This is a genomic window from Paenibacillus solisilvae (assembly GCF_042656405.1).
Classification (GTDB): Bacteria; Bacillota; Bacilli; order Paenibacillales; family Paenibacillaceae; genus Paenibacillus_Z; species Paenibacillus_Z solisilvae.
On sequence record NZ_JBHSOW010000015.1, the window covers coordinates 273,818 to 296,773 of the forward strand.

18 protein-coding genes and 1 pseudogene are annotated in these 22,956 nt (G+C 49.8%); 7 read left to right on the forward strand and 12 right to left on the reverse strand.

Annotated features, from left to right (window positions below; translation table 11 throughout):
• Window positions 1-205: 205 nt before the first annotated feature.
• From mgrA to ACFPYJ_RS03990, 4 genes are all read right to left on the reverse strand, one after another.
• Window positions 206-1,195 (reverse strand): L-glyceraldehyde 3-phosphate reductase, encoded by a 990-nt coding sequence (gene mgrA, locus ACFPYJ_RS03975; protein ID WP_379186742.1) that lies wholly within the window; start codon window positions 1,193-1,195, stop codon window positions 206-208.
• Window positions 1,196-1,260: 65 nt separating this feature from the next.
• On the reverse strand, window positions 1,261-3,075 hold the full coding sequence (locus tag ACFPYJ_RS03980; RefSeq protein WP_379186743.1) for a B12-binding domain-containing radical SAM protein: 1,815 nt from the start codon (window positions 3,073-3,075) through the stop codon (window positions 1,261-1,263).
• Between the two features lie 123 nt (window positions 3,076-3,198).
• On the reverse strand, window positions 3,199-4,758 hold the full coding sequence (locus ACFPYJ_RS03985) for a stalk domain-containing protein (protein ID WP_379186744.1): 1,560 nt from the start codon (window positions 4,756-4,758) through the stop codon (window positions 3,199-3,201).
• A gap of 130 nt (window positions 4,759-4,888) precedes the next feature.
• The gene (locus tag ACFPYJ_RS03990) at window positions 4,889-5,764 is read right to left on the reverse strand and encodes an AraC family transcriptional regulator (RefSeq protein ID WP_379186745.1); all 876 of its coding nucleotides are present in this window, start codon (window positions 5,762-5,764) and stop codon (window positions 4,889-4,891) included.
• 138 nt (window positions 5,765-5,902) lie between these two features.
• Between ACFPYJ_RS03990 and ACFPYJ_RS03995 the strand changes: the two genes are divergently transcribed.
• The 3 genes from ACFPYJ_RS03995 to ACFPYJ_RS04005 all read left to right on the forward strand — a co-directional run bounded on the left by ACFPYJ_RS03995 (window position 5,903) and on the right by ACFPYJ_RS04005 (window position 9,311).
• A complete protein-coding gene (locus ACFPYJ_RS03995) occupies window positions 5,903-6,721 on the forward strand; it encodes a phytanoyl-CoA dioxygenase family protein (protein WP_379186746.1) in 819 nt (272 codons plus the stop codon).
• Between the two features lie 682 nt (window positions 6,722-7,403).
• Window positions 7,404-8,330, forward strand: coding sequence for an RluA family pseudouridine synthase (locus ACFPYJ_RS04000; RefSeq protein WP_379186821.1), 927 nt, complete (start codon window positions 7,404-7,406; stop codon window positions 8,328-8,330).
• A 15-nt stretch (window positions 8,331-8,345) separates the two neighbouring features.
• A complete protein-coding gene (locus tag ACFPYJ_RS04005; RefSeq protein WP_379186747.1) occupies window positions 8,346-9,311 on the forward strand; it encodes a helix-turn-helix transcriptional regulator in 966 nt (321 codons plus the stop codon).
• Between the two features lie 25 nt (window positions 9,312-9,336).
• On the opposite strand, the gene ACFPYJ_RS04010 is transcribed toward ACFPYJ_RS04005, so the two are convergent.
• The gene (locus tag ACFPYJ_RS04010; protein ID WP_379186748.1) at window positions 9,337-10,002 is read right to left on the reverse strand and encodes an MBL fold metallo-hydrolase; all 666 of its coding nucleotides are present in this window, start codon (window positions 10,000-10,002) and stop codon (window positions 9,337-9,339) included.
• Window positions 10,003-10,774: 772 nt separating this feature from the next.
• Here ACFPYJ_RS04010 and ACFPYJ_RS04015 point away from each other — a divergent pair.
• Complete coding sequence (locus tag ACFPYJ_RS04015) at window positions 10,775-11,380, forward strand: DUF2087 domain-containing protein (RefSeq protein WP_379186822.1); 606 nt, start codon at window positions 10,775-10,777, stop codon at window positions 11,378-11,380.
• 123 nt (window positions 11,381-11,503) lie between these two features.
• On the opposite strand, the gene ACFPYJ_RS04020 is transcribed toward ACFPYJ_RS04015, so the two are convergent.
• The 3 genes from ACFPYJ_RS04020 to ACFPYJ_RS04030 form a co-directional block, all read right to left on the reverse strand.
• Window positions 11,504-13,003, reverse strand: a complete 1,500-nt coding sequence (locus ACFPYJ_RS04020) for an IMP dehydrogenase (RefSeq protein WP_379186749.1) — start codon at window positions 13,001-13,003, stop codon at window positions 11,504-11,506.
• Window positions 13,004-13,395: 392 nt separating this feature from the next.
• Entirely contained in the window at window positions 13,396-14,817 is a 1,422-nt protein-coding gene (locus tag ACFPYJ_RS04025) for a S41 family peptidase (protein WP_379186750.1), read from the reverse strand.
• 219 nt (window positions 14,818-15,036) lie between these two features.
• The gene (locus tag ACFPYJ_RS04030) at window positions 15,037-15,978 is read right to left on the reverse strand and encodes an aldo/keto reductase (protein WP_379186751.1); all 942 of its coding nucleotides are present in this window, start codon (window positions 15,976-15,978) and stop codon (window positions 15,037-15,039) included.
• Window positions 15,979-16,112: 134 nt separating this feature from the next.
• Between ACFPYJ_RS04030 and ACFPYJ_RS04035 the strand changes: the two genes are divergently transcribed.
• Together ACFPYJ_RS04035 and ACFPYJ_RS04040 are read left to right on the forward strand one after the other, a co-directional pair.
• The gene (locus ACFPYJ_RS04035) at window positions 16,113-16,961 is read left to right on the forward strand and encodes a helix-turn-helix transcriptional regulator (protein WP_379186752.1); all 849 of its coding nucleotides are present in this window, start codon (window positions 16,113-16,115) and stop codon (window positions 16,959-16,961) included.
• 82 nt (window positions 16,962-17,043) lie between these two features.
• A complete protein-coding gene (locus tag ACFPYJ_RS04040; RefSeq protein ID WP_379186753.1) occupies window positions 17,044-17,850 on the forward strand; it encodes a Cof-type HAD-IIB family hydrolase in 807 nt (268 codons plus the stop codon).
• A gap of 238 nt (window positions 17,851-18,088) precedes the next feature.
• On the opposite strand, the pseudogene ACFPYJ_RS04045 reads toward ACFPYJ_RS04040, so the two are convergent.
• Both ACFPYJ_RS04045 and ACFPYJ_RS04050 read right to left on the reverse strand, forming a co-directional pair.
• Window positions 18,089-18,175, reverse strand: a pseudogene (locus ACFPYJ_RS04045) (spore germination protein); the annotation flags it as partial.
• 37 nt (window positions 18,176-18,212) lie between these two features.
• Window positions 18,213-19,271, reverse strand: a complete 1,059-nt coding sequence (locus ACFPYJ_RS04050; RefSeq protein ID WP_379186754.1) for a YeiH family protein — start codon at window positions 19,269-19,271, stop codon at window positions 18,213-18,215.
• Between the two features lie 214 nt (window positions 19,272-19,485).
• Between ACFPYJ_RS04050 and ACFPYJ_RS04055 the strand changes: the two genes are divergently transcribed.
• Entirely contained in the window at window positions 19,486-20,658 is a 1,173-nt protein-coding gene (locus ACFPYJ_RS04055) for a PdaC/SigV domain-containing protein (RefSeq protein ID WP_379186755.1), read from the forward strand.
• A gap of 123 nt (window positions 20,659-20,781) precedes the next feature.
• On the opposite strand, the gene ACFPYJ_RS04060 is transcribed toward ACFPYJ_RS04055, so the two are convergent.
• Window positions 20,782-21,807, reverse strand: coding sequence for a sulfate ABC transporter substrate-binding protein (locus ACFPYJ_RS04060; RefSeq protein ID WP_379186823.1), 1,026 nt, complete (start codon window positions 21,805-21,807; stop codon window positions 20,782-20,784).
• Between the two features lie 82 nt (window positions 21,808-21,889).
• Complete coding sequence (locus ACFPYJ_RS04065) at window positions 21,890-22,954, reverse strand: sulfate/molybdate ABC transporter ATP-binding protein (protein WP_379186756.1); 1,065 nt, start codon at window positions 22,952-22,954, stop codon at window positions 21,890-21,892.
• Window positions 22,955-22,956 lie beyond the last annotated feature (2 nt).

The window sequence follows — 22,956 nt, forward strand, 5'->3', positions numbered from 1 at the left end:
TACCGGATCGTCATTATTCACTATTTCAGCCCATCATCACTGAGCAGCATAAGAAGCAGACCGCAAGCACGCCTGGCGATTTCATATATTCATCGTATCGAACCCTCATTACGTTTATGAATCCAAGGATCTATGCAAAAAGAGAATGCCCTCAGGTTAGTTGATAACCTGTACGGACATTCTCTGCTTGTTCATTCGCTATGACTTATCGCAAAATGGCTTCAATCTGTCCAAGCTCATCGCTTGAGAACGCCAGATTATTCAGCGCTGCAACATTATCCTCTATTTGACTGACACGGCTGGCACCGATCAGCGCCGACGTTACGCGACCGCCGCGGAGTACCCATGCCAGAGACATTTGGGCGAGGGATTGACCGCGCTCTGCAGCGATGGCATTGAGCTTCTGCAATTGCGCAACCCGCTCCGGCGTCACGGCTTTTTCATTCAAGGCGCCAGTAGCACTTGCTGCACGCGAATCAGAAGGAATACCGCCCAAATATTTGTTCGTCAGCAAACCCTGTGCAAGCGGACAGAATGCAATGCTGCCTACTCCGTTCTCTTCAAGCACATCCTGCAATCCGCCTTCAATCCAGCGGTCGAACATGTTGTAGCTCGGCTGATGAATGACTAGCGGTGTGCCAAGACGCTTCATAATGGCAATTGCTTCTGCAGTTTGAGCAGCACTGTAGCTGGAAATACCGACATACAGAGCTTTACCGGAACGCACCATATGATCAAGCGCGCCCATGGTTTCTTCAAGCGGTGTTTCCGGATCCGGACGGTGTGAATAGAAAATATCGACATAATCAATATTCATCCGTTTCAGACTTTGCTCCAGACTTGCAATCAGATATTTGCGCGAACCCCATTCACCGTAAGGTCCCGGCCACATATAGTAGCCCGCTTTAGAGGAAATAATCAACTCATCCCGGTACGGTTTGAAATCGGTCGTCATGATGCGGCCGAACATTTCTTCCGCAGAGCCGGCTGGCGGTCCATAGTTATTAGCCAGATCAAAATGGGTAATGCCCAGATCAAATGCACGATGGAGCATGGCGCGGCCGTTCTCGAATGTGTCCACTCCGCCAAAATTATGCCATAATCCAAGTGAAATCGCAGGCAACTTCAAGCCTGATTTTCCTGTTCGATTGTACGTCATCGACGCATAGCGCTCGTTATTTGCTGCATATACCAAGTCTATCGCTCCCTTATCCGCTAATGATGAAACCTCTTTCATTCTACACTAATGTCCAAAATAGCTCAAGAATGTTCGGCTTTAACCAGTGTGAGCATGAACGGCTTAGCAGCCGTGACATCCTCTTTGCCGCCGCCGTTATAGATCACAATCAGCAGTGTTTCCTTATCCAAGGACACGATGCCTTCCTGTAAATACAGATTCAGGTCAAATGGAAGCAGCTCGATTACCGCGTGCTTCTGCAGCTCTCTCTCGACGAGGCCCAGTGCCGCGAATGCCTCGGATACTTCCTCCGGACGCTGTGCCAGCCGCTGCATCCAGCCGCCCCAGGCCGACTTGTCCATCGTGAAGTCCCACCACAGCTTGCGCGGCTTGAACTTATGTCCCAGGAAATAATCCAGCTTCATCAAGCCAAGCGCGACATCCGGCTGCCAGTCGAGACCTTCCTGCTTCGCCCGCTGCGCATGCGCTTCCGATAAGAAGGACCACAGCCTTGAGAACAGATCCTCCAGCTGATGGCCGATCTTCTGCCAGCCCCGGCCTTCCCAGAAGTCACCGAACTGCTGGAAGAAGTCGAATGGCGATGTGAAAGCTCTCTCCACCAAATAAAGCAGTGCATGATCCATCCGGTGGGCATTCCAATATTTCTCCAGAACATCCTCTACCCGCTTGATCCGGACAATGTCCGAGAAAGGCAATATATCGTTACCTAGAATTTCATACGGCGCGCGATCCATATAGATGTACCCGTGCTTGTCCGCATCATTACGCATGCCTGTTCCCCGGAGCATCTTCAGAAACCCGAGCTGCAGCTCCTCTGGACGAAGGGCAAATACATCATTGAACGTTTTACGGAAGGAGTCGTAATTCTCATGCGGCAGACCGGCAATCAAATCGAGATGCTGATCGATCTTGCCGCTCTCCTTCACCTTCATGACGGTACGGGTGAGCTTCGTGAAATTCTGGCGGCGCTGCACGGCTTCATTCGTGATATCATTCGTTGATTGTACGCCGATCTCAAACCGGAACACACCCGGCGGCGCATTCTCGGACAAGTAATCAAGCACTTCCGGACGCATAATATCAGCCGTGATTTCGAACTGGAATACGCAGCCGCGGTGGTTCTCGATCAGAAATTGGAACATCTCCAGCGCATAGTCCCGCTTAATGTTAAACGTTCGGTCCACGAACTTAATCAGCTTCGCTCCCGAATCGATCAGGTACAGCAGGTCCGCCTTCGTCCGTTCGATATCGAAGTAACGGACGCCGACCTCGATGCTCGACAAACAGAATTGGCAGCTGAATGGACATCCCCGGCTGGTCTCGAAGTAGGTTACCCGGCTCCCGAGATGCGGAATATCCTCCGGGAATCGGTGCGGTGACGGAAGCGACGCCAGGCTCGGTTTCGGTCTTGGCGGATTCACGATAATCTCAATCTCGCCATTTGCCCGCTCCTTCCGGTAAGCAAGCCCGAAGACCATATGAAGCTTGCAGCTGTCCCGGAGCTCTGTCAGCAGGTGATGGAAGGTCTCTTCGCCTTCGCCAACGACAATGTAATCCACCTGGGGCAGCCGCTCCATCCAAAACGCCGTATCGTAGCTGACCTCCGGTCCGCCGAGAACAATACGCAGCGACGGTTTGATTTTTCTGAGCATATCGATGACTGTGATCGTCTCTTCAATATTCCAGATATAACAGGAGAACCCGACAACCTCCGGATCGCGCGCGAAAATATCGGCTACGATGTTCATAACGGGATCTTTAATGGTGTATTCAGCAATATCGATGTCAAACTCATGCTGGCTGAAGGCCTTCAGGCAGCGCAGCGCGAGCGAGGTATGGATATATTTGGCGTTCAATGTTGACAGGACAACTTTCATCTGGTTCAATCCCTCATTTGTCTTTCTTAATGACTACTATTGTAACGAATATCGGACAAAAAAAGAAGGGCGCCCCGGCGGAACAGCTTGTGCTGCTTACCTGAGGAGACCCCTCTTGAAGATTTAAGTACGGACCTTCACAATCATTTTCTCTTTGCCCTGCATATCGATGACTGGGTAACGAACCCGATAAGTGCCGTCCCCAATAGCTGTTACTTCTCCCGGCGCGTAGCCGCGGGGTTCAAAGCTGAACACCTGATCATAATAGACCGTCAGCTGAATGGTGTCTTTGGGCAGCCTCTTCGTCAGTTCATAGCCTGTATTAATTGCCCAGTAGCGAAGGTCATCATTGGAGCTGTTGCCATAGACCATATAGAAAGCAGGATCGATGACGGCGCTGATAACGAGCCATCCCTTCGAATCACGCGTAACCTCAAAGCGCTTGAGCTCTGTCGTGCCCTGTGAGGTCTGTATCTCAGCGAAGTGCTTCTCCAGTAAACTGCGAATCTCATCCGTAGATGCTCCTTCAAGAGAATCAGGCAGATCGCTAGGCAGGAATTCAATCTTCTCCGCCGGCTCATCTTCAATTTGATAGATCAGCGAATAGATGTTGTTTACGGAAACTGCAAAATTCAAGTCAGCATTCGTAGAGTCGACCCCTGATGAGGTGATGCCGATCAACTCTCCCTGATCATTAAACAGCCCTCCGCCGGAGCTTCCATGATCGATAGGAACGCTGATTTGATAGGTCTGATTACCATCATTAAGGATATTGCTGATAATTCCTTCGGAAGCTGTATTCTGTAAGCCAAGCGGACTTCCAATCGCTACGACATGCTCCCCTTTGCGGGCAGAAACACCGATCGTTACCGGCTCCACATTAAGCGGTGACTTCGTCTGAATAACCGCTAAATCGGAATCCTCGTCATAGCCCACAATACCTTGGATTTCGATTGTTTTACCGTTAAGCAGGACTACATTTCCTTCGGAAGCCCCCTGCATGACATGAAAATTGGTCAGAATTTGGTTCTTATCGATGATAACGCCGCTTCCCTGCGCTATATCTGTGTTGATCATAACGACCTTGTCATCGTTTAAATCTATATTTTCCCGGGTTGTGAGCGCAGCCTCTTCCGCCAGCTTCTCGGCTAATGCCGCTTGGGCCGCTTCTTTCTCCTGTGCTTGCTTGAGCAGAGCTTCCGCTGAAGTGATGCGGACCGTATGCGCCGCATCCACTTGAACATCAGCGCCAAGCGCTTCCGCTACAAAACGCAGCGGCACCATCGTGCTGCCATGAATTTGCTGAGGCGGCAGAGCAAGCTTGACTGCTTTGCTGTTCTTATACGCCTGGCTTGATCCAAGCTGCAGTGTAACCGTCGTATTACCCTTAACAGCAAATATCGTGCGGGTCGCAGGCTCCCACGTAACGGCAGCCTTAAGTGCAGTGAAAATCGTACGCATAGGCACGACGGTGGTGCCCTTCAGCATGACAGGCGCAGGTGTTAATGCAAGCTTCTTCCCGTCAATGAATACTGAAATGCGGTCTGTCTGTGCAGCGGATACCGCAGCCTTTGGTGCTGCAGCGGCAGTTTGGTCCGTCAATCCTGGCAGAGGAGCAGCTAGAAGTCCGGCAGCTAATACGGATAAGAGCAGTTTATGCTTCAACTTCGACTTCAATTTCACGCCTCTTTTCTCCAGTAATCTCCTAATCTCTCAGACGTTATCGTAACACCCGCTATCTCTTTTGTCTATGATAATTGATTTGCTAGAATCGCGTGTGAAGCCGCCATGAAATTAACGTAAAACCCCGCCATTACAGCTCCTGCTGCTTAAATTCGGTAGGCGTAAGCCCCGTCTCTTCTTTGAAATTTCTGGAAAAATAATGAATGCTGGCATAGCCGAGCTTCGATGCAATATTCTCCGCTTTCTCCCCGCTTAACAAATAGTATTTGGCCTTGCGGATCCGTTCGGAAATGAGATATTGCTTGGGACTTGCGCCCGTGCATTTGCGAAATAAAGATGAGAAATAGATGACATGATAGCCGCAGAGGGCGGCAAGCTCGGGAATCGTCCAGTTCTTCTCCGGCTGCCCGCTGATTGCGCGAAGCGCCGGGTCGATCTTCATCCGCTCTATAGAATGGGGACGCGATGCTAAGCGATCTCTGACGATGCCCGCTATTAATTCGGTCAACAGAGCGCGCAGCACGATGGCATAGCCGGGCTGCTCATTCAAGTATTCATTCACAATACGCATCAAATAAGGCTCTATAACCGCCGCAGGGAACACCGGAGGAATATGCAGGGACTCCTGACCCGGAATATCGAGATAATAGTCCGTCCGGACATGACGGAGCAGCTCATCTTCGCTGCAGGGCTCGATTTTATAGGCGGGATGCTCAGGCACCGGTGACGAATGCTGCCAAAGAAAATGAAGGCTGAAATAAACAACCGGCTTCTTAATAACCAGCTTGTGAGGGATCTGAGGCCCATAGAACGTACAATCTCCGGGGCCTAGATGAAAGTGCTGCTGGCCATACCAAACCTCCGCTTCACCTGAGACCACATAGAAGATCTGGTAATCCGGTATCCTCCTCGGCCCCCATGCCGTGCCAATGTCCGCTTCCGTATATCCGATGAAATTAACTGTTGGCTGAAGCTCGTAGATCGCTCCCAATCGATGGCTGTTCAATGCGTGGACATCTCCCTTGTCGAAGCGCGAATAATAATTGAAAAGTGCAACACCCTGTTGCGTTAATGTAAATACCGCGGCTTGGTTCTCGATTATGATAGCTTTAGCAAATAAAATTAAAGCAAAGAGGTGTCAACTATGTTAAGTCAAGCACAAGTAGACGAATTTGAAAACAACGGATTTTTAAAGGGCAGTGTCGTGCTAAGCGAGGAAGAAGTGGAAGCGCTCCGTGAAGAGCTCGATCTTGTCATGGCAGGCCAATCGGTTAAGAAGCCTGTGCTAAACCGAGATATGCTTAATGAGGATTCTCCTTACGATAATATGAAAATGACCGTCAGCTCCACGGTTGTGCAGATCGTCAATATTTGGATGGCCAGCGACCTGTATCTGAAGCATGCAGCCAACCGGACGATCTGCGAGGAAATCGCGCAATTATCGCATACCGACACCCTGCGGATCTGGCATGATCAGATTCAATATAAACCGCCTGTAACCGGCGGACCGACGGCTTGGCATCAGGATCATCCGCTGTGGCCGATCATTCAGCCGTCCGATCTTGTCAGCGCATGGGTAGCGCTTGATGATGCCGTTATTGAGAACGGATGCATGTGGATGGTGCCGGGCAGCCATAAATGGGGCAATCATCAGCGGTATTTGTCGAGCACGAAGGACTTTAAACCTCTCCACAAACAGCCGGAAATGCTCCCTAACCATGCCAATGTCGAAGCGGTGCCCTTCGAAATCAAGAAAGGCCAAGTCGGCTATCATCACTGCCTCACTTGGCATGGCAGCCCGCATAACCGCTCCGAGATGAAACGCCGGGCGATCGCGGTTCACTATATGCCGGGTCATACCAGATATGAGCCCGTTGGCGGCCATGCGATGCTGCCCTATGTCACAGTGGAGCCGGGCCAGCTGCTGACTGGCGCACATTTTCCGGTTGTCTACCAGAAGTAGAGCCGCCATAAGCCGAGACGAGAAAGAAGCCGAATTCCCTTACGGGAGGGAACCGGCTTCTTTCTCGTTCTATGTGCGACCATGAAGATTCCCAAAAATACATCGCCGGCTCTGTCGGATCAACGGTATCTGCCCGGATGGTCAAGCGGAGAGCTTGGCTTGTCAGTCCCATCACATCGCTGAGCGAATACTGCTGTCGATTCGTGTAGGTCAGTACCTCGCTCCACTCTTGTACGTAATCCCGAAGACGGATACGTTTGCGTTACTCACTCACCTTATGTCTGGCCCGGGATAAGGATTGGAACTCCCCAATTCTGTGCTGCCTGTTAGACGGCTTATTCATATAGATGCATCAAATTCACGAAATTTGAGCACCAAATGACCATTTAACGATTTTATTAATTACTCCCTATATTTTCATCATTTCCCATTCATCCCCTTCTTCATATCCCTTCATCTTGAGATGCCCGGCAAGGTTCGGGGGCCGCGATGAACAGGGAGGCTCATAGCTTTTGGCAGGCAGTTCATGCTAATATGAAGGGTAACTTGAATAGGACGGTGTATGTAAGAAATGGATAAACGAAGAACAGATACAAGACGTCAGCCGAGCGGCAAACAGAGCCTGCCAGGACGGAGAACAGCTACGGGCAAACCCGCGCAGAAGCCCCCCGTGAAAGGAACTATGAAGGCATCAGCATCAAATCGCCAAACTCGTGAATCTGCGGCCAAAGTGTTTCCTGTCACGGAACCGGCGGAGCTCCTGCCTTTCCTGTTAAAGAACGTCACGAATGCAGGGCGGAATTCAATCAAGTCGATGCTCAGCCGCGGACAAATCGCTGTCAACGGCAAGCCGGAAACCGCTTATAATTATCAGCTGCAGACCGGACAGACGGTTACGCTCTCCAAAGAAAAAGTAATCGAAGCTCCTCCGCTGATCGGACTGTCTATTCTTCATGAGGACGAGCATCTGCTGGTTGTTGTGAAGGATGCGGGCTTGCTCTCCATTGCCTCTGATAAAGAAACGGATCTGACTGCTTACCGGCAGCTAACTGCACATGTTCGTGCAGACGGCAACGAGTTCAACCGGATTTTTGTCGTTCATCGGCTGGATCGGGATACTTCCGGGGTCATGATGTTCGCCAAGAGCGAAGAAGTACAGCAGCTGCTGCAAAATTCATGGCAGGAAACCGTGAAGGAGCGCACCTATGTGGCGCTTGTAGAGGGGATGCTGAAGAAGCCGGAGGGAACGATCTCATCCTGGCTGAAGGAAAGCAAAACGCTCAAGATGTACTCCAGCCATTACCCTAACGATGGGCTGCATGCTGTAACCCATTATAAAGTCATTCAATCGAATCGCAATTTCTCTCTGCTTGAGGTGTCGCTGGAGACGGGGCGCAAAAACCAGATTCGTGTTCATATGGAGGACATCGGCCATCCGATTGTCAACGACAAGAAATATGGTTCCAAATCACGTGCCATTAACCGGCTCGGGCTGCATGCGCGGGTTCTAAGCTTTGTTCATCCGAAAACAGGGGCTCTTCTTAGGTTCGAGACTGAAATTCCAAAAATGTTCCTGAATCCGTTCCGCGAGGGATTCACGGCAAAATAGGAGGAAATCTAGAACATGTCGAAGGCAGATAATATGCTCGCTATCCTCTGGCTGCTCAAAAGCGAGAAGAAGATGACCGCCAAACAGCTCTCCGACGAACTAGAGATCCATATTCGCACGGTATACCGTTATATTGATGCACTGTGCGCCAGCGGGGTACCGATCGTCTCCGATTCCGGCCATAACGGAGGCTACAGTCTGCTGCATAACTTTACGAAAGCGCCGCTGTTCTTTGACTTAAATGAACAAAAGGCGCTTATCCATGCAGCCAAGTTCGCCCAAGAGGCCGGGTATCCCTTCGGCGATGCCTTGAGCCAGGCGATTACGAAGCTAAAAACCTATACGAATAAAGAGCAGCTAAGCCAGATCAACCGTCATGAGGCCCATTTTGACGTGATTAATCCATCCAAAAACTCCGTTCATGAGTCTGTCCTACAGGTGCTGGAAGTATCGGTTGCCAACGCCTGCACCTTGCAAATGGATTATCAGAAGGGCAATAGCGAGCATGTTCAAACACGAAGGATCGACCCCTATGGTCTTGTCTATTGGAAAGGAAACTGGTACATCACAGCTTATTGCCATCTCCGCGAGGAAATTCGCAGCTTTCGTGTGGACCGCATTCATGTTTTATACCGGACAGAGCTCCAGTTCGAACGGCCGCCGGAATTTAACGCCCGCGAGCACTTTCTGAACATGCTTTTGCCTGATGAGGAGCAAATGGAGGATATGGTTTCCGTCCGCATTCAGGCCAGACCCCGAATTATTAATTATTTGGCCGATCATTGGCTGTTCAATCAATCCATCGTTGAACAAACTGAGGATACGCTTCATATCAAAATGCATGAATCCACTCTTCATGACTTTGCTCCTTATACGCTCCTGTCTTACGGCCAGCAGCTGCAAATACTCGAGCCGCTTTCGCTGCGGGAGCGCCTGTCCTGCATCGCAGCTGAACTGTATGAACACTATCGAACCGTCTAGCAATGGCTAAATAGCCGCTGCCGGATTAATATTGACCCGCTAAATAGGCATCTATTTGCTGACCAGGCAGCAGGACGGAATCCCCATGGCAAATTTCAAGACGTTTGGGCTGCAGCTTTCGTACAATTACACTGCTTGCAACAGCTTCCTTCATATCATGCGTAAACATCTTCATAGGCTTGCGCAGCTGACCTTTCTTCGAGGTAAATAAATCCCCGGCAAGCATCACTTGATCCTGCTCATGATAATACACAACATGGCCGGGGGAATGCCCCGGTGTAAGATAGGGCTTCAGGCTCCCGATTAATGCAAGCTCTCCTGAGGCTTCCTCTTGGAGCGGTTTGGCTAAACCCGGCTCGATGGAGGGCTGTGCCTTCTTACGGCCTGGATAAGGCAATTTCCCTTCCGCATAAGGAATTTCAATACGGTGGGCGTAGACTGGAACGGAACGCTGCTTCAAGATTCCTTTAATCGCTCCTGTATGATCAGAATGGCCATGAGTAAGCATAATCGCCTTCAGCGGACCTGCTTCCAGCTTATCGATGAAAGCTAATATTCCCTTCGTCATGAGTCCAATCCCCGTATCCACAAGAACAACGCCGTCCTCTTCCACGACAACCCATACATGAATCGGGATGATCAGCCATGTTTTAAGACTCCAAATATGCTTAGACAATTGTTTAACTTTCATCTCTATCAGCTCCGTTTCTTGTTTATAACCGTTGGTTACTAACCGTTGGTTACAATATAACCAAGATAAAAACATATGTCAATAGTTTTTACTTAACACCGTTAGGGGAAATTATCGATCCCGGCTTATCTCCAACTTCCGCCGACGGGATTAATCGGGATCTGCCTTCAGACGCATTAAGTTGCGAAATTGTAAAGAAAAAGGAGTATAGAGGAGAAAATTGATAAAAAGTGAGCCTTTCTGCTTATTTTTTGATTATTCTGAATATTTACAAAATACATAGAATGCCTGTACACTTAGGTCATATCATTCAGAGCAAAGCAGTAAGCAGTAAGCAGTACGCACTGGATGATTATCAGGAAATGATTGGAAAACTATACCGAGAGGGGATAGTCCAATGAAGCAGGTAAGCGAAGTATGTCCTATCATTAATTTGGGAAGGAGTAAGCAGGATTAGGTTCATTGCTTACAGGACATGCGGGGCCCAGCAAAGCGGATAACGTCGATCACTAGGTGTAGGTTAATCAAAGAAACTGTAAGAACAGTTAATCAATAGCAACGGAAGTTGTTGAATGGAGTGCAGTACCAATTGAATACGTTTGAGAAGATTCGGTAGGGATTCTGGTTGTCAACTGACAAGCGGGATCCCTATTATTATGCGCGGAAATAGATATCCGGTCTTATTGACTGTTGACATCGCCAATTAAATTAGATTAATATTTAATTAGATATATATCAAATTTAAATGCAGGCAGGTGAATCTCCATCCATGATGCAATTGGATAAAATCGTGAATTACCATAAAGCTTTAGCCGATCCGACGCGTGTCCGGCTGTTGGTTTTATTAGCCGAGGGTGAATTAACCGGACAGACGCTTGCAGAGAAGCTGTGCCTCTCCCCCGCTACGATTACCCACCATGCGTCGAAGCTCAGAGCAGTTAGTCTGATTCATGAACGGCGGGATAAGAATGCCATTTACTTCTCACTGGACCGGTACTTTCTGAAGCAGTATGCCGCTGCTCTTCAGGATTTGATCGAAGGACAAAGTGAAGAAACAAGGGAGCCCCATACCATGGACGAGAAGAACGCAAAATTAAAACAATCCGTGCTTCGTAACTTCTTCACTGCTGAAGGGAAGCTGAAGCATATCCCAGCCCAGCTGAAGAAGAAACGAATCGTGCTCGAGAGCATGGCCGAGAAGCTCGAGCAAGGCAAATCCTATACGGAGAAAGAACTGAATACGTTCATTCAGCAGTTCCATCCCGACTTTGCAACGATTCGACGTGAATTCATCATGCATGCCTATCTTTACCGGGAAAAGGAAATCTACGAGTGCAATCCACGCGATATGTGGGAGCAATGGGAGACGCTGTCCTGACTTTTACATCCGAAGCCGTGAACCGTTTGAACCCGGTTTGCGGTTTTTTGCTGCCAGATCACCAAAAAGGGTGTACCCACAGGTCATTGCGACCTGAGGATACACCCCGTTAATGAACCGGTATTATTCGCCGGAAATGCTGTTTTCCTTCAAAATAACGTCATGAGCGCCGCCCTCGACAATACTTGTCGCGGATACGAGCGTAATACGTGCATTCTTTTGCAGCTCGCTGATCGTCGTCGATCCGCAGTTGCACATGGTGGATTTGATTTTGTGAAGCGTCTTGTCCAGGTTCTCCTGCAGGCCGCCGGCATATGGAACATAGGAGTCTACACCCTCTTCGAAGACCAGCCCCTGCTTGCCCCCTGTATCGTATCGCTGCCAGTTGCGGGCTCTGTTGGAGCCTTCGCCCCAGAACTCTTTAACGAAATTGTTGCCAATCTTCAGCTTTCTTGTCGGACTCTCATCAAAACGGGCGAAATATCGGCCCATCATTACGAAATCGGCTCCCATCGCAAGTGAAAGCGTAATGTGATAATCGTGAACGATACCGCCGTCTGAACAAATCGGAATGTAGATACCGGTTTCTTGGAAGTATTCATCTCTGGCTGCCGCCACTTCGATTAGAGAGGAAGCCTGGCCCCTGCCGATCCCTTTTTGTTCACGCGTGATACAGATCGATCCGCCGCCAATACCGACCTTAATAAAGTCAGCTCCGGCTTCAACAAGATACAGGAAACCTTCACGATCGACGATATTCCCCGCTCCGATCTTCACATTGAAGTTCGATTTAACATATTGAATCGTCTCTTTCTGCCATTCGCTAAAACCGTCGGAGGAATCGATAACCAGTACATCAGCTCCAGCCGCCACGAGTGCCGGAACCCGCTCCTCATAATCCTTGGTGTTAATTCCTGCACCTACGATGTAGCTTTTATTCGCATCGAGCAGCTCATAAGGATTTTCTTTGTGCTCATCGTAATCTTTACGGAATACGAGATATTCCAGCTTCTGCTGCTCATCCACGACAGGCAGACAGTTCAGCTTGTGATCCCAGATCAAATTATTGGCTTCGGACAGTGATAAACCCGCTTTACCGTAGATAAGCTTCGAGAAAGGGGTCATGAAGTCGCTGACCTGCTTATGCAGCGGGTCCCGGCTTAACCGGTAATCACGGCCTGTAACGATACCGACCAGCTTGCCTTTTGGCGTTCCATCATCCGTAATCGCAACGGTGGAATGCCCGGTTCTTTCTTTAAGCTCCAGTATATCCTTCAGCGTATGGGATGGTGTCAAATTCGAACGGCTCACAACAAAACCGGCTTTGTAGCTTTTCGCTTTGCGTACCATTTCTGCTTGAGACTCGACGGATTGGGAACCGAAGATGAAGGAAATCCCCCCGGAGCGCGCCAGAGCAACTGCCATCCGGTCATCGGATACGGCCTGCATAACAGCTGAGGAGAAAGGAATGTTTAAAGAAAAGGCAGGCTGCTCGCCCTTTTTAAATTTAACGATTGGTGTTTTCAAGCTTACATTCGAAGGATTGCAATCCTTTGTCGTTAAGTTTGGCACCAATAGAAATTCACTGAATGTACGGGATGGTTCTGTGTAATAAAACGCCATGAATCTAAGCCCTCCTAAAAAGTTTTTATGTTCCTTCCATCCTTGCGGGTAATAAACCCCCGCTTGTGAAGCTTTTCTTCCAGAATTCCCCTCAGGTAAACCAGCTCTGGAAGAATAAGCTCTCATTTTGTCAATTGATTCCGAATAAATTTTTACAAGCATATCACACGGTTTTGAAACAATCAATGGAAGCTTCGAGAAGATTTGAATTCGAACCTCCGACTGTGCTGCCGTTAAGTTTCTTCCCTTAGAAGGATCAGATAAAACAAGTGATAATTATACATTCAGACACTATGAAAAGAAAAGAAACCCCAGCCAAATCCAGGGTTTCCCTCCAATTTCATACTCTCTTTGCAGCATCATTGCAGTATGAAATCGTACTCTTGCGTTGCTTACTCCGCCGCGGTAAGCATCGCCATCGCTTTATTGCGCTGCGGATCTTCGAGCTTGTATTTCTCCAATAAACGAGTCGTCATGCGATAAGCCGACTTATCATTCAGCACGCCTGAATCAGGCAATCCCTCCGCGCGCTGAAAAGCCTTTACAGCTTCAGCCGTAGCATCATCGTAAATTCCTTTGCCGGCTCCAACGTCATAACCAAGCGTTTGCAGCATGGTCTGCGCGGTTTGAACCATCTCGCCATAATCGCCGTTCTTCAGCTGCAGGCCTGTCGGCAGTCTCGGCAGCTCTGCGTAAGCGGGCGCCTCAATCGATAACGTCGGCTCAATGCCTTTCTTGTGAATCCATTGTCCATTCGGCGAACGCCACTGCGCTTCCGTCAGCTTAAGCACCGAGCCGTCCTTCAGCTGGCGGAAATTCTGAACGATTCCCTTGCCGAACGTCTTCTGGCCGATTACGGTCGCTCCCGCGGTATCTTTAAGCGCAGCTGTCAGCACCTCAGCCGAGCTAGCGGTATGCGCGTCAACCAAGATCGCGATCGGAAGCTTCCACGGCGTTTCCTGATCCGATTTATGCGTAATAATCTGCTTCTCTCCCTTGTACACCACTTGAACGATCACTTTGCCTTTCGGTACGAAGCGGTTCGCTATTGCAATGGTTGGGTCGAGCAGACCGCCGGGATTGCCGCGTAAATCAATAAGCAGCCCTTTCATGCCCTCTTTCTGAAGCGATTCAATTGCTTCGCTGAATTCATCCGCTGTTTTCTCGGCAAACCGGGTAATGACAATCTCTCCGATTTTGTTCTTATCCATCTGGGAGGTTACGGTATGCACCGGAACCGCACCTCGTGCAACAGATATCTCCAGCGGCTCCTTCAGTCCGTCTCTGCTGACCGTCAGCTTGGCGATGGAACCTTCCTTGCCCTGCACCAGCTGCTTCAGCTCGGTTAACGTAATTCCCTTCGTCTTCTTCCCGTCCACGGTTATAAAGGCATCTCCCGGCTTCAAGCCGGACTTCTCTGCCGGAGCGCCTTTAATCGTATCTTCGATGATAAAGTCGCCGTCCTGCTCGCGGATCTCAACCCCGATCCCGACAAAATGATCCTCGTATGATTGCATGTACTGCTCGCCTTTATCGCCGGATAAATAAACGGAATACGGATCTTCAAGCGATGCGACCATCCCTTCCGTCGCCCCGTCAACAAGCGCCTTTGAATCCGCTCCATTCAGATAGTTATTCCTGATTTCCTTATAGGCATAAGATAAATTACTGAAGGCTGCTACTTTCGTTATCGGATACTGCCATTCGAAGCTCATGCGGCCTCCGACAAAACCAATTAAACAAGCTGCAGCTACAAGAATACCGACGGTTACGCCTCTGCGCTGCTTTACTGCCTTCTCTCCGTAAATGCTCAATCCTCCACCTCTTCCCGTCTAACAAGTCCTTCTTCGAAAAAACGATCTGTTACTCACTTTATCGCATTCCAGCATGCGCCGCAAGCTTCGCCAAAAAGGCGCCTCATCAAACGAAAAAGGACGCTGCATGATGCAGCATCCTCTCCTCCTACAGGCGCCTAATTCTCCGATTATATCTTCTTTTCCCGTTACTATTGAGCCGAAAAAAGGATCCTCTTATCAAGCCGGCTGTGCTTCTGTGATCAAATTAAGCCAATTCCGCTCCTCGGCGGACAGTTCGACCGATAGCGCCTTGGCGCTGTCGTACAGCTCTGATGGCTGATTCGGCCCGATGATGGCAGCCACCGGAAAATCTTGATTAAGCACGTAAGCCAGTGCAATATGATTGGCGGTTACACCATATTTCTCTCCCAAAACTGCCGCACGGCGCTTCCGCTCCCAGTTGTCGCTGTTGTACTGCACACGAACCATATCCGCATCGCTTACGATCTCCGGTGAGAATCGGTCTGTGAAGAAGCCGCCTGACTGGGAAGACCAGGAAAGAACCGGCAGCTGCGATTCCTTATGCCAAGCCTCATCCTCCGCAGATGTGGATACACAGCCTGCCCAGCGCGGTTCATTAGGCTTCGATAAGCTGAGATTCGGGCTGCTGTTCGAGAAGCCGGTCATCCCATTCTTCGCAGCGTAAGCATTGGCCTCGCGGATACGCGCAACACTCCAATTCGACGCGCCTAAGGAGCGGCAGCGGCCGGCGGCCAGCTGATCATTAAGCCCCTCAAGGATATACCCGACATGCACGTTGGGATCGTCACGGTGCAGCATATAAATATCCAGGTAATCCGTTTTCATTCGCTCAAGCGACTCGGCCAAATCACTGGCGATGATCGTTTTCGTCATCCGGGATTGTTCGTAGGGATGAGCGCCTTTGCCAATCAGAACGATTTGATCCCGATTGCCCCTCTCCTCCAGCCACGCCCCGATTGCCCCCGCAGAGTTGGGACCGTAAATATGCCCGCTGTCGATCGTATTGCCGCCAATGGATACATAGGCATCCAGCAGTTCCATCGAATATTCTATCTTATCAAGCCCGAGCATCATCGAACCTTGGACGAGCTGGGAAACACCTTGCGCTACTCCGGCAACTGCGATTCGCTTCATCATCTGACTTAACACTCCCCATCTGATCTTGTTTAGTTCTATATTGATAATTATAATGAAGCATACCGCACTGTAAATCATATTATATTGATGCCTATACAACAATATTGTTCATCACTTGTACTTGGAGGCGAAGTATGGCTGATCATTTGACGGTCCCTCTGCTGAGGCGAGACCGGTTCTATTGTTATCCCGAGTCAACGGGCTATTATGAGCATCGAAAAACCCATGAGGTGAACAGGCCTGCAGGCCTGCTGCAGGAATTCAACCTGCATCTCATTACGGCAGGGGCAGGATTCGTAGAGACAGACCAGCAGCGCTATGAGCTTAGGGCCGGCGATGCTTTATTGTTTTTCCCCGGTGAGAAGCAGTGCTACTATTCGAATCCGGAGCAGCCCTGGGATGTCAAATGGATTCATTTCTATGGCAGCGGCGTTCTTGCCGATCTCACCGAGCGGGGTTTCCACCGCTCCGTCGTTTGGCGAATACGGGCACCCAAGCAGCTTGAATACCGGATGGACGATTTGCTGCAGGAAATGGAACAGCACAAAACACTGCATCCCACCCGGCTTTCCATGCTCATGTACGGCGTTGTCGCTGAGCTGATGGAGCAGGCTGAGCCGCTATCCGTCCCAACGGCAGGAGCTTCGGCGATCGAGCGCATTATTGCCCTGCTTCCCGACATGCAGGCTTCCGCTACTTCCCCCTTTGATCTGAACGCCTGGGCGCAGCGGGCGGAGACGAACCGCTTTGCCTTCTGCAAATGGTTTAGGCACGCTACGGGTCAAACCCCTTTGGACTTCATCACCGCATGCCGCATCCAGCGCGCGAAGCAGCTCCTGGTCGAGCGGGCTGAGCTGCCGGTAAATCAGGTGTCCCAAATGTCGGGCTACGAGAACCCCAGCTATTTTAACAAACGGTTTCTGGAGAATGAGCAAATGACGCCCAGTGCCTACCGGAACCTGTTCCTTTCGTCAAAATCGTGATTATTTGCTTGTCCCGCTCTACGGTTGTGCGCTACAATCAATGCAAACCTATAAAGAGAAATAAAAGGAGCTGGAGAATCCCATGTACAAAATGATTGCCATTGATATCGATGATACGCTGCTTAATGATGATCTAGTCGTAACGGAAGGAACGAAAGCGGCACTTGCCGAGGCTATCGAAAGCGGCGTATTCGTTACGCTGGCAACCGGGCGTATGTTCCCGTCGGCCAAGAAAATCGCCATGCAGATCGAGCTGAACGTCCCGATTATTACGTATCAGGGCTCCTTGGTCAAGACGCTGCTGGATGAGCAGATTCTATACGAGCGCAGCGTTCCTATGGATGCAGCAAAGGAATTAATGGCATTTTGCCTAGAACGCGGCCTACATCTCCAGCTGTATATTAATGATGTCCTCTATGTAAGAGAAGACAACGAGGAAGCCCGCGGCTACTCGGCGCTCTCCAAGATTCCATTCGTCGTAGAGCCCGACTTTGAGAAGCTGATCGAACAGCCTTCCACCAAAATGCTGATGATCGGCGATCCGGACTATTTGGACCAAATCGCCTTGGAGCTGGCGCCTCTCATCGGTGATCGTACCCATATTACGAAATCCAAAGCGCATTACCTCGAGGTGACACATAAAGAAGGCACGAAAGGTCACGCGATTGCATTCATGGCCGAACATATCGGCTGTACCGTGGACGAGGTAATCGCCATCGGCGATTCCTGGAACGACCATGAAATGATTGAAGCTGCCGGACTTGGCATCGCAATGGGCAATGCGATACCGAAGCTGAAGGAACTGGCGCAGTATGTAACCACATCCAACAATGAAGATGGAGTTAAGCATGTCATTGATAAATTTGTATTAGGCAAAGTACAAGTTTAAAGCAGATAGAGCTGATCCCCCGTCACCGAAGGTGACGGCCAGGGATCAGCTCTATTTTTTGATAATTCGGCCATCATTGGGTGAAAATAGGGATGATTTCTTATGCAGCTGAAGCAGGGGTTATTAGCAAGTGAACTGCGGTTCATGAGCAGCATCCTATCGAGCCAGCTCTCAAGGAGGTCGAATGGATTTCACTCTGCAGCAACAAAACCGATCATCCATTACATGTGGACCTCGAAGGATCCTTGATTTTACGCCGGATTAAGGCGGTATTTGTACGCAGGTTTTCCGTGAATGCTTCCATAGGTCCGCGAACGACAGCCTGGTAAAAAAGCCGTAAGCTCCGGCTGTTGTGTGCTGTGTTACACAGTGATCAGATTTACTAACGAAAGCAGAACCGATGCAATCGCCATGGCCGCCAGCGATTTGACGGTGGTCATGCGCAAATTCCGCAGATTCACATTCAGGCCAAGCCCGACCATGGCCATCGTTAGAACAAAAGCCGTTATCTTCGATAGGCCATCTGATAACCATGCCGGCAGCGGAACTGCAGCTCCAAGAACGAAGCTGCCCAATAAGCTCATCCCCACAAACCCGACTAAAAACCATGGGAACTCTATTTTTCCGCCTTCTTGACCTTTACCCTCAACCATTTGACCTGCCTTCCCTTTGCGTCTCATCCAGACCATCAGCACGAAACTGAGCGGTACGAGCAGAAAAACACGTCCAAGCTTGGCAAGCAGGCCAACGGCAAGCGCATCTTGCCCAGCTGGTGCAGCCGCCAAAGCAACATGGGCAATTTCATGCAAACTTACGCCGGACCACATGCCATATTGAATATCGGTAATTTCTAGGAATGGGCGAATGATCGTGTACCCAACCGCAAAGACCGTCCCAATTAAGGCAATCAAGCCAGCGCCAAGAGCCGTTTCCTCCTCTTTCGCTTTCAGAATCGGCGACACAGCGGCTATCGCTGCCGCTCCGCATACCCCTGTGCCAATACCAAGCAGCAGAGATAAGGAGACGTCACCCTTCATCCATCTGGAGAGCAGTACCGTAATCCCGATCGCAGCAATAACCATAACGGCATCCCGAATGAGCAGTTCAAGTCCTTGGTGAAGCACAACACGAATATTAAGCTTCAGTCCGAAGAGAACTATCGCCAATCGCAGCAGCTGCTTGCTGGAGAATTGGATACCGGAACGAAGCGTCTTGGGATATCCGTTAAAATGCCGGTAACCAGCCGCAAGCAGAATGGCACAAGCCATTGGTCCGATCAGATGAAGACCGGGCAGTAATGATAATCCGAATCCAATACCTGCAAAGGCAAGGGTAAAGCCGATTCCGCCGAACCAGGCTTTGGCTGTCATAGAGAGGTTGATTTTACCGTTAAGAAGGCTCTGAATTGGTTGTGTTTGCATGTTGGGCATCTCCTGATTAATGATGGTTCTCATTATACGGGGCATTGCTTGATAAGAGAAATCAATCATTATGATGAAAGGGATAACGGTTCGTTATACAGATGTGCCGGGTAAAGCAGAACTAGCGTTATTTACTATTTTGTAACTTCTTCATTTCTGCGGCCGCCTATAATCGAGGTATAACCAAATGACTTGCAACATGGAGGGATCAAGCATGAACATCAAATCGAAATATAAAAACTATCCTGTCAAAGTAATGGCATTCGGTGCCCTGAGCGGTCTCTTGCTTACTGCCGGAGCTCAATTCTTATTTGCACATACATCTGCCGCTGCACAGCCGCCAGCATCAGCAGCTTCTGCCAAAACTGTATCCATATCTGCCGGTCTTCAATCAGCAGTCAAAGTAACAACAAAAGCATTTAATGAGAAAACGGCTAACTATAACGCAACCCTGCAAATCCCTGTTATTGCGGGATTATTAGATAAGCAGTATCAAGCGGAGCTTAACGATATGATTTCCCGTCATGCGATGGAGGATTTCACCGTCATCAAGAAACAAGCCAATGATGAAGCGGCCTCCCTCAAAAAAAATCCCGACGCCGGATATGAATTTCATCCCTACGAAGTCATTGTCCAATATGAATTAAAGTCGGATGGAAGCCGTGGAGTCAACGGAATTCTATCCCTCAAGATTCTCACCTACGTCTACACCGGTGGTGCTCATGGCTCTACACGCGTGGATACCTATAATGTCCGCAACAAAACTGCAGCCGCGCGAATCACGTTAAAGGATCTGTACGGCAACGACTATAGAAAGATCGTCAATGCCAAAATCAGCGCAGCCATCGCCAAGGATCCGGAAAGTTACTTTCAAGACAGCTTCAAAACCATTTCGGACGGGCAGAGCTTCTACGTTCAAGACGGCCGGGCGGTTATCGTGTTCCAGCAGTACGAAATCGCTCCTTATGCCGCTGGAATACCAGAGTTTAATATCGCGCTTCCCGGTCATAAATCGAATGCACCCGGTAACCTCAGCTCTTTAAACGTCATAGTGAACGGCAAAACCTTGCAATCTTCAGCGCTCTATGCGAATGAAGAAGGGATTGCGATGGCGCCGTTACGTTCGATTGCAAGTGCACTTGGCTATAAGCTGAATTATTCAGCCCCCGCTCATCAAGTAGAGCTGTCTAAAGGCGGTACAACCCTATACGTTCAGATAAACAGAGACATTTACTGGACGGATATAATGCCCGAATTCACTCTCGGAGCGGCTCCAGCTCTAAAGAATAACCAGGTATACGTTCCTGTTTCTTTCTTTACAAAAGTGCTGAAAGCCAAAGCTGCTTATTCGACTGACGCGCTTACCATTACTTCGGCATCCAAGTGAAAGAATGCCTGATCCAAATGAAGAAGCTCCCGGCTTTATCAGCCGGGAGCTTCTTTGCGCATGATTCTATTGAGCAGTCCTGAGCAAGAATAAACGCTCAGCCAAGCTTCCGAATAAACGGATTTAAATGCCTGCAAGCACCTGATACCAGACTCCTTTAGGCGAATACAGCGTCTTACGAACGTTATCCCAGCCTCCCAGATAGCTGATATCGAATAGGTCCTCAGGGATCACGTAGTTCTTGCTTACGCGCTGCATGACCTTCTCGTCCACAGGACGGAAGCCGTGATCTGCAAACAGCTGCTGGGCTTCCTCACTGTGCAAATAATGGACAAAAGCTTCCGCCACCTTGCGCGTACCGTGTTTGTCCGCATTTACATCTACGACAGCAGCCGGATTCTCAATCAGGATCGTCGACTTCGGGACGATAACCTCATAATGAACCCCCTGCTTAATACGAGCGAGCAGCTCATTCTCGTAGGTTACGATGACATCCCCGACCCCATACTCGAAAGCCGCCATCGATGCGCGTCCGCTCTTGTCAAGCGATTCGACATTCGCATGGATCCGCTCCAGAAACGCTTTTGCAAAGGCTGGATCCTTCTTGCCGGTTTCAGCTTCGGATTGCTTCAGCCCCGCTCCGTACATCGCATTAATATCCCACTGCGCCCCGCCGGAGGTCTTCGGATTCGGATAGAGAACTTTTACTCCTTCACGGGTCAAATCCTCCCAGTCATGAATGCCCTTCGGATTGCCCTCACGGGTGCCAAGTACAGCCACTGAACGGGTAATCATACCCTCGTTTGGCTCGGCTTTCTTCCAATCCTTCGTAATAAATCCGGCCTTCTTAATCTTGTCCATATCGCCTTCCATGGCAAGCGCCGCTACATCCGCTTCGAAGCCGCCTGCAATGGCGCGCGCTTGAGTGCCGGATGCTTCATAAGACTCTTGGAAGGTTACGGTTTGACCGGTCTCGGCCTTCCACTTGGCCTGGAACTTAGGGAGAATTTCCGTAAATGCATCTCTGTCGACAGAATAGGCGCCGATGACGAGCGTGACATCGCCCTTTGCAGCAGCCGCCGGCTTACTTCCCTCATTCTGCCCGCTGCCGCCATTGCATGCTGCTAACGCAAGCAGGGTAACACTCATCAGGGTCAAGCCTATCAAACGCCATCCTTTAGTTAGGGTAGGTTTCATTGTGTACACAACGCTTTCTTTATAGCCTTATATTTTAGATATAAACCGGCATCGGGTCTTCTTTGAGCTTGTTCTCCATAATCCAGGTATCGTTGTCATTGAACAGATATGCCCGGTGGATAAGGACATGCACTTGATCGCCAGGGTGAAGGACATCCTTCTCCAGCGAACGGTAGGTGATCAGCTTGATGTCGCCAACCTCTACCTCAATCATCCATTCACTGCCGCGGAAATGAACGTGCTTCACTTTCCCTGCGACGGTTGCCGACGGCATACGGAATTCGTTAAGCCTGCCAATCTCGATATATTCGGGACGAATAAGTGCTTGTGTACCCGGCCATTTCGCCGCTTCCTCGAAACCGGGAAGCCGGTCTACCTGCTCGACAATGGTGGACTCCCCAATGAAGCTGGCGACAAACTGTGTTTGCGGGTTTTTATAAATATCCCAAGGCGTTCCTTTTTGCTCAAGCCGCCCTTTGCTTATAATCATAATTTCGTCAGCAACCTCGATCGCCTCGTCTTGGTCATGCGTAACGAAGATTGAAGTGATGCCAAGGCGTTCAATCATATCCTTGAGCCAAGTACGCAGCTCGGAACGGATTTTGGCGTCAATCGCCGCAAATGGCTCATCGAGCAGCAGCAGCTGCGGCTCAGGCGCAAGCGCGCGGGCAAAGGCAACACGCTGACGCTGTCCGCCGGAGAGCTGATGCGGATAACGATGCTCGAAGCCCTTGAGGCCGGTAAGCTCGACCAGTGTCATCACGCGATCACGGATCTGATCCTTAGGCGTCTTCTTGACCTTCAAGCCGAAAGCAACATTATCAAACACCGTCATATGTTTAAACAGGGCATAGTTTTGAAATACGAAGCCGATTCCCCGCTCTTGAGGAGGCAGCTCATTCACCCGTTTACCATGGAAAATGATATCGCCTGACGTTGGTGTCTCAAGCCCAGCCAGCATGCGCAGAATGGACGTTTTACCACCGCCGCTTGGTCCAAGAAGACCAATCAGCTGACCTTTGGCAATCTCAAAATTGACCTGATTTACCGCATGAAAATCACCGAACTGTTTATTTAAACCGCGCACCTCGATATGCATCG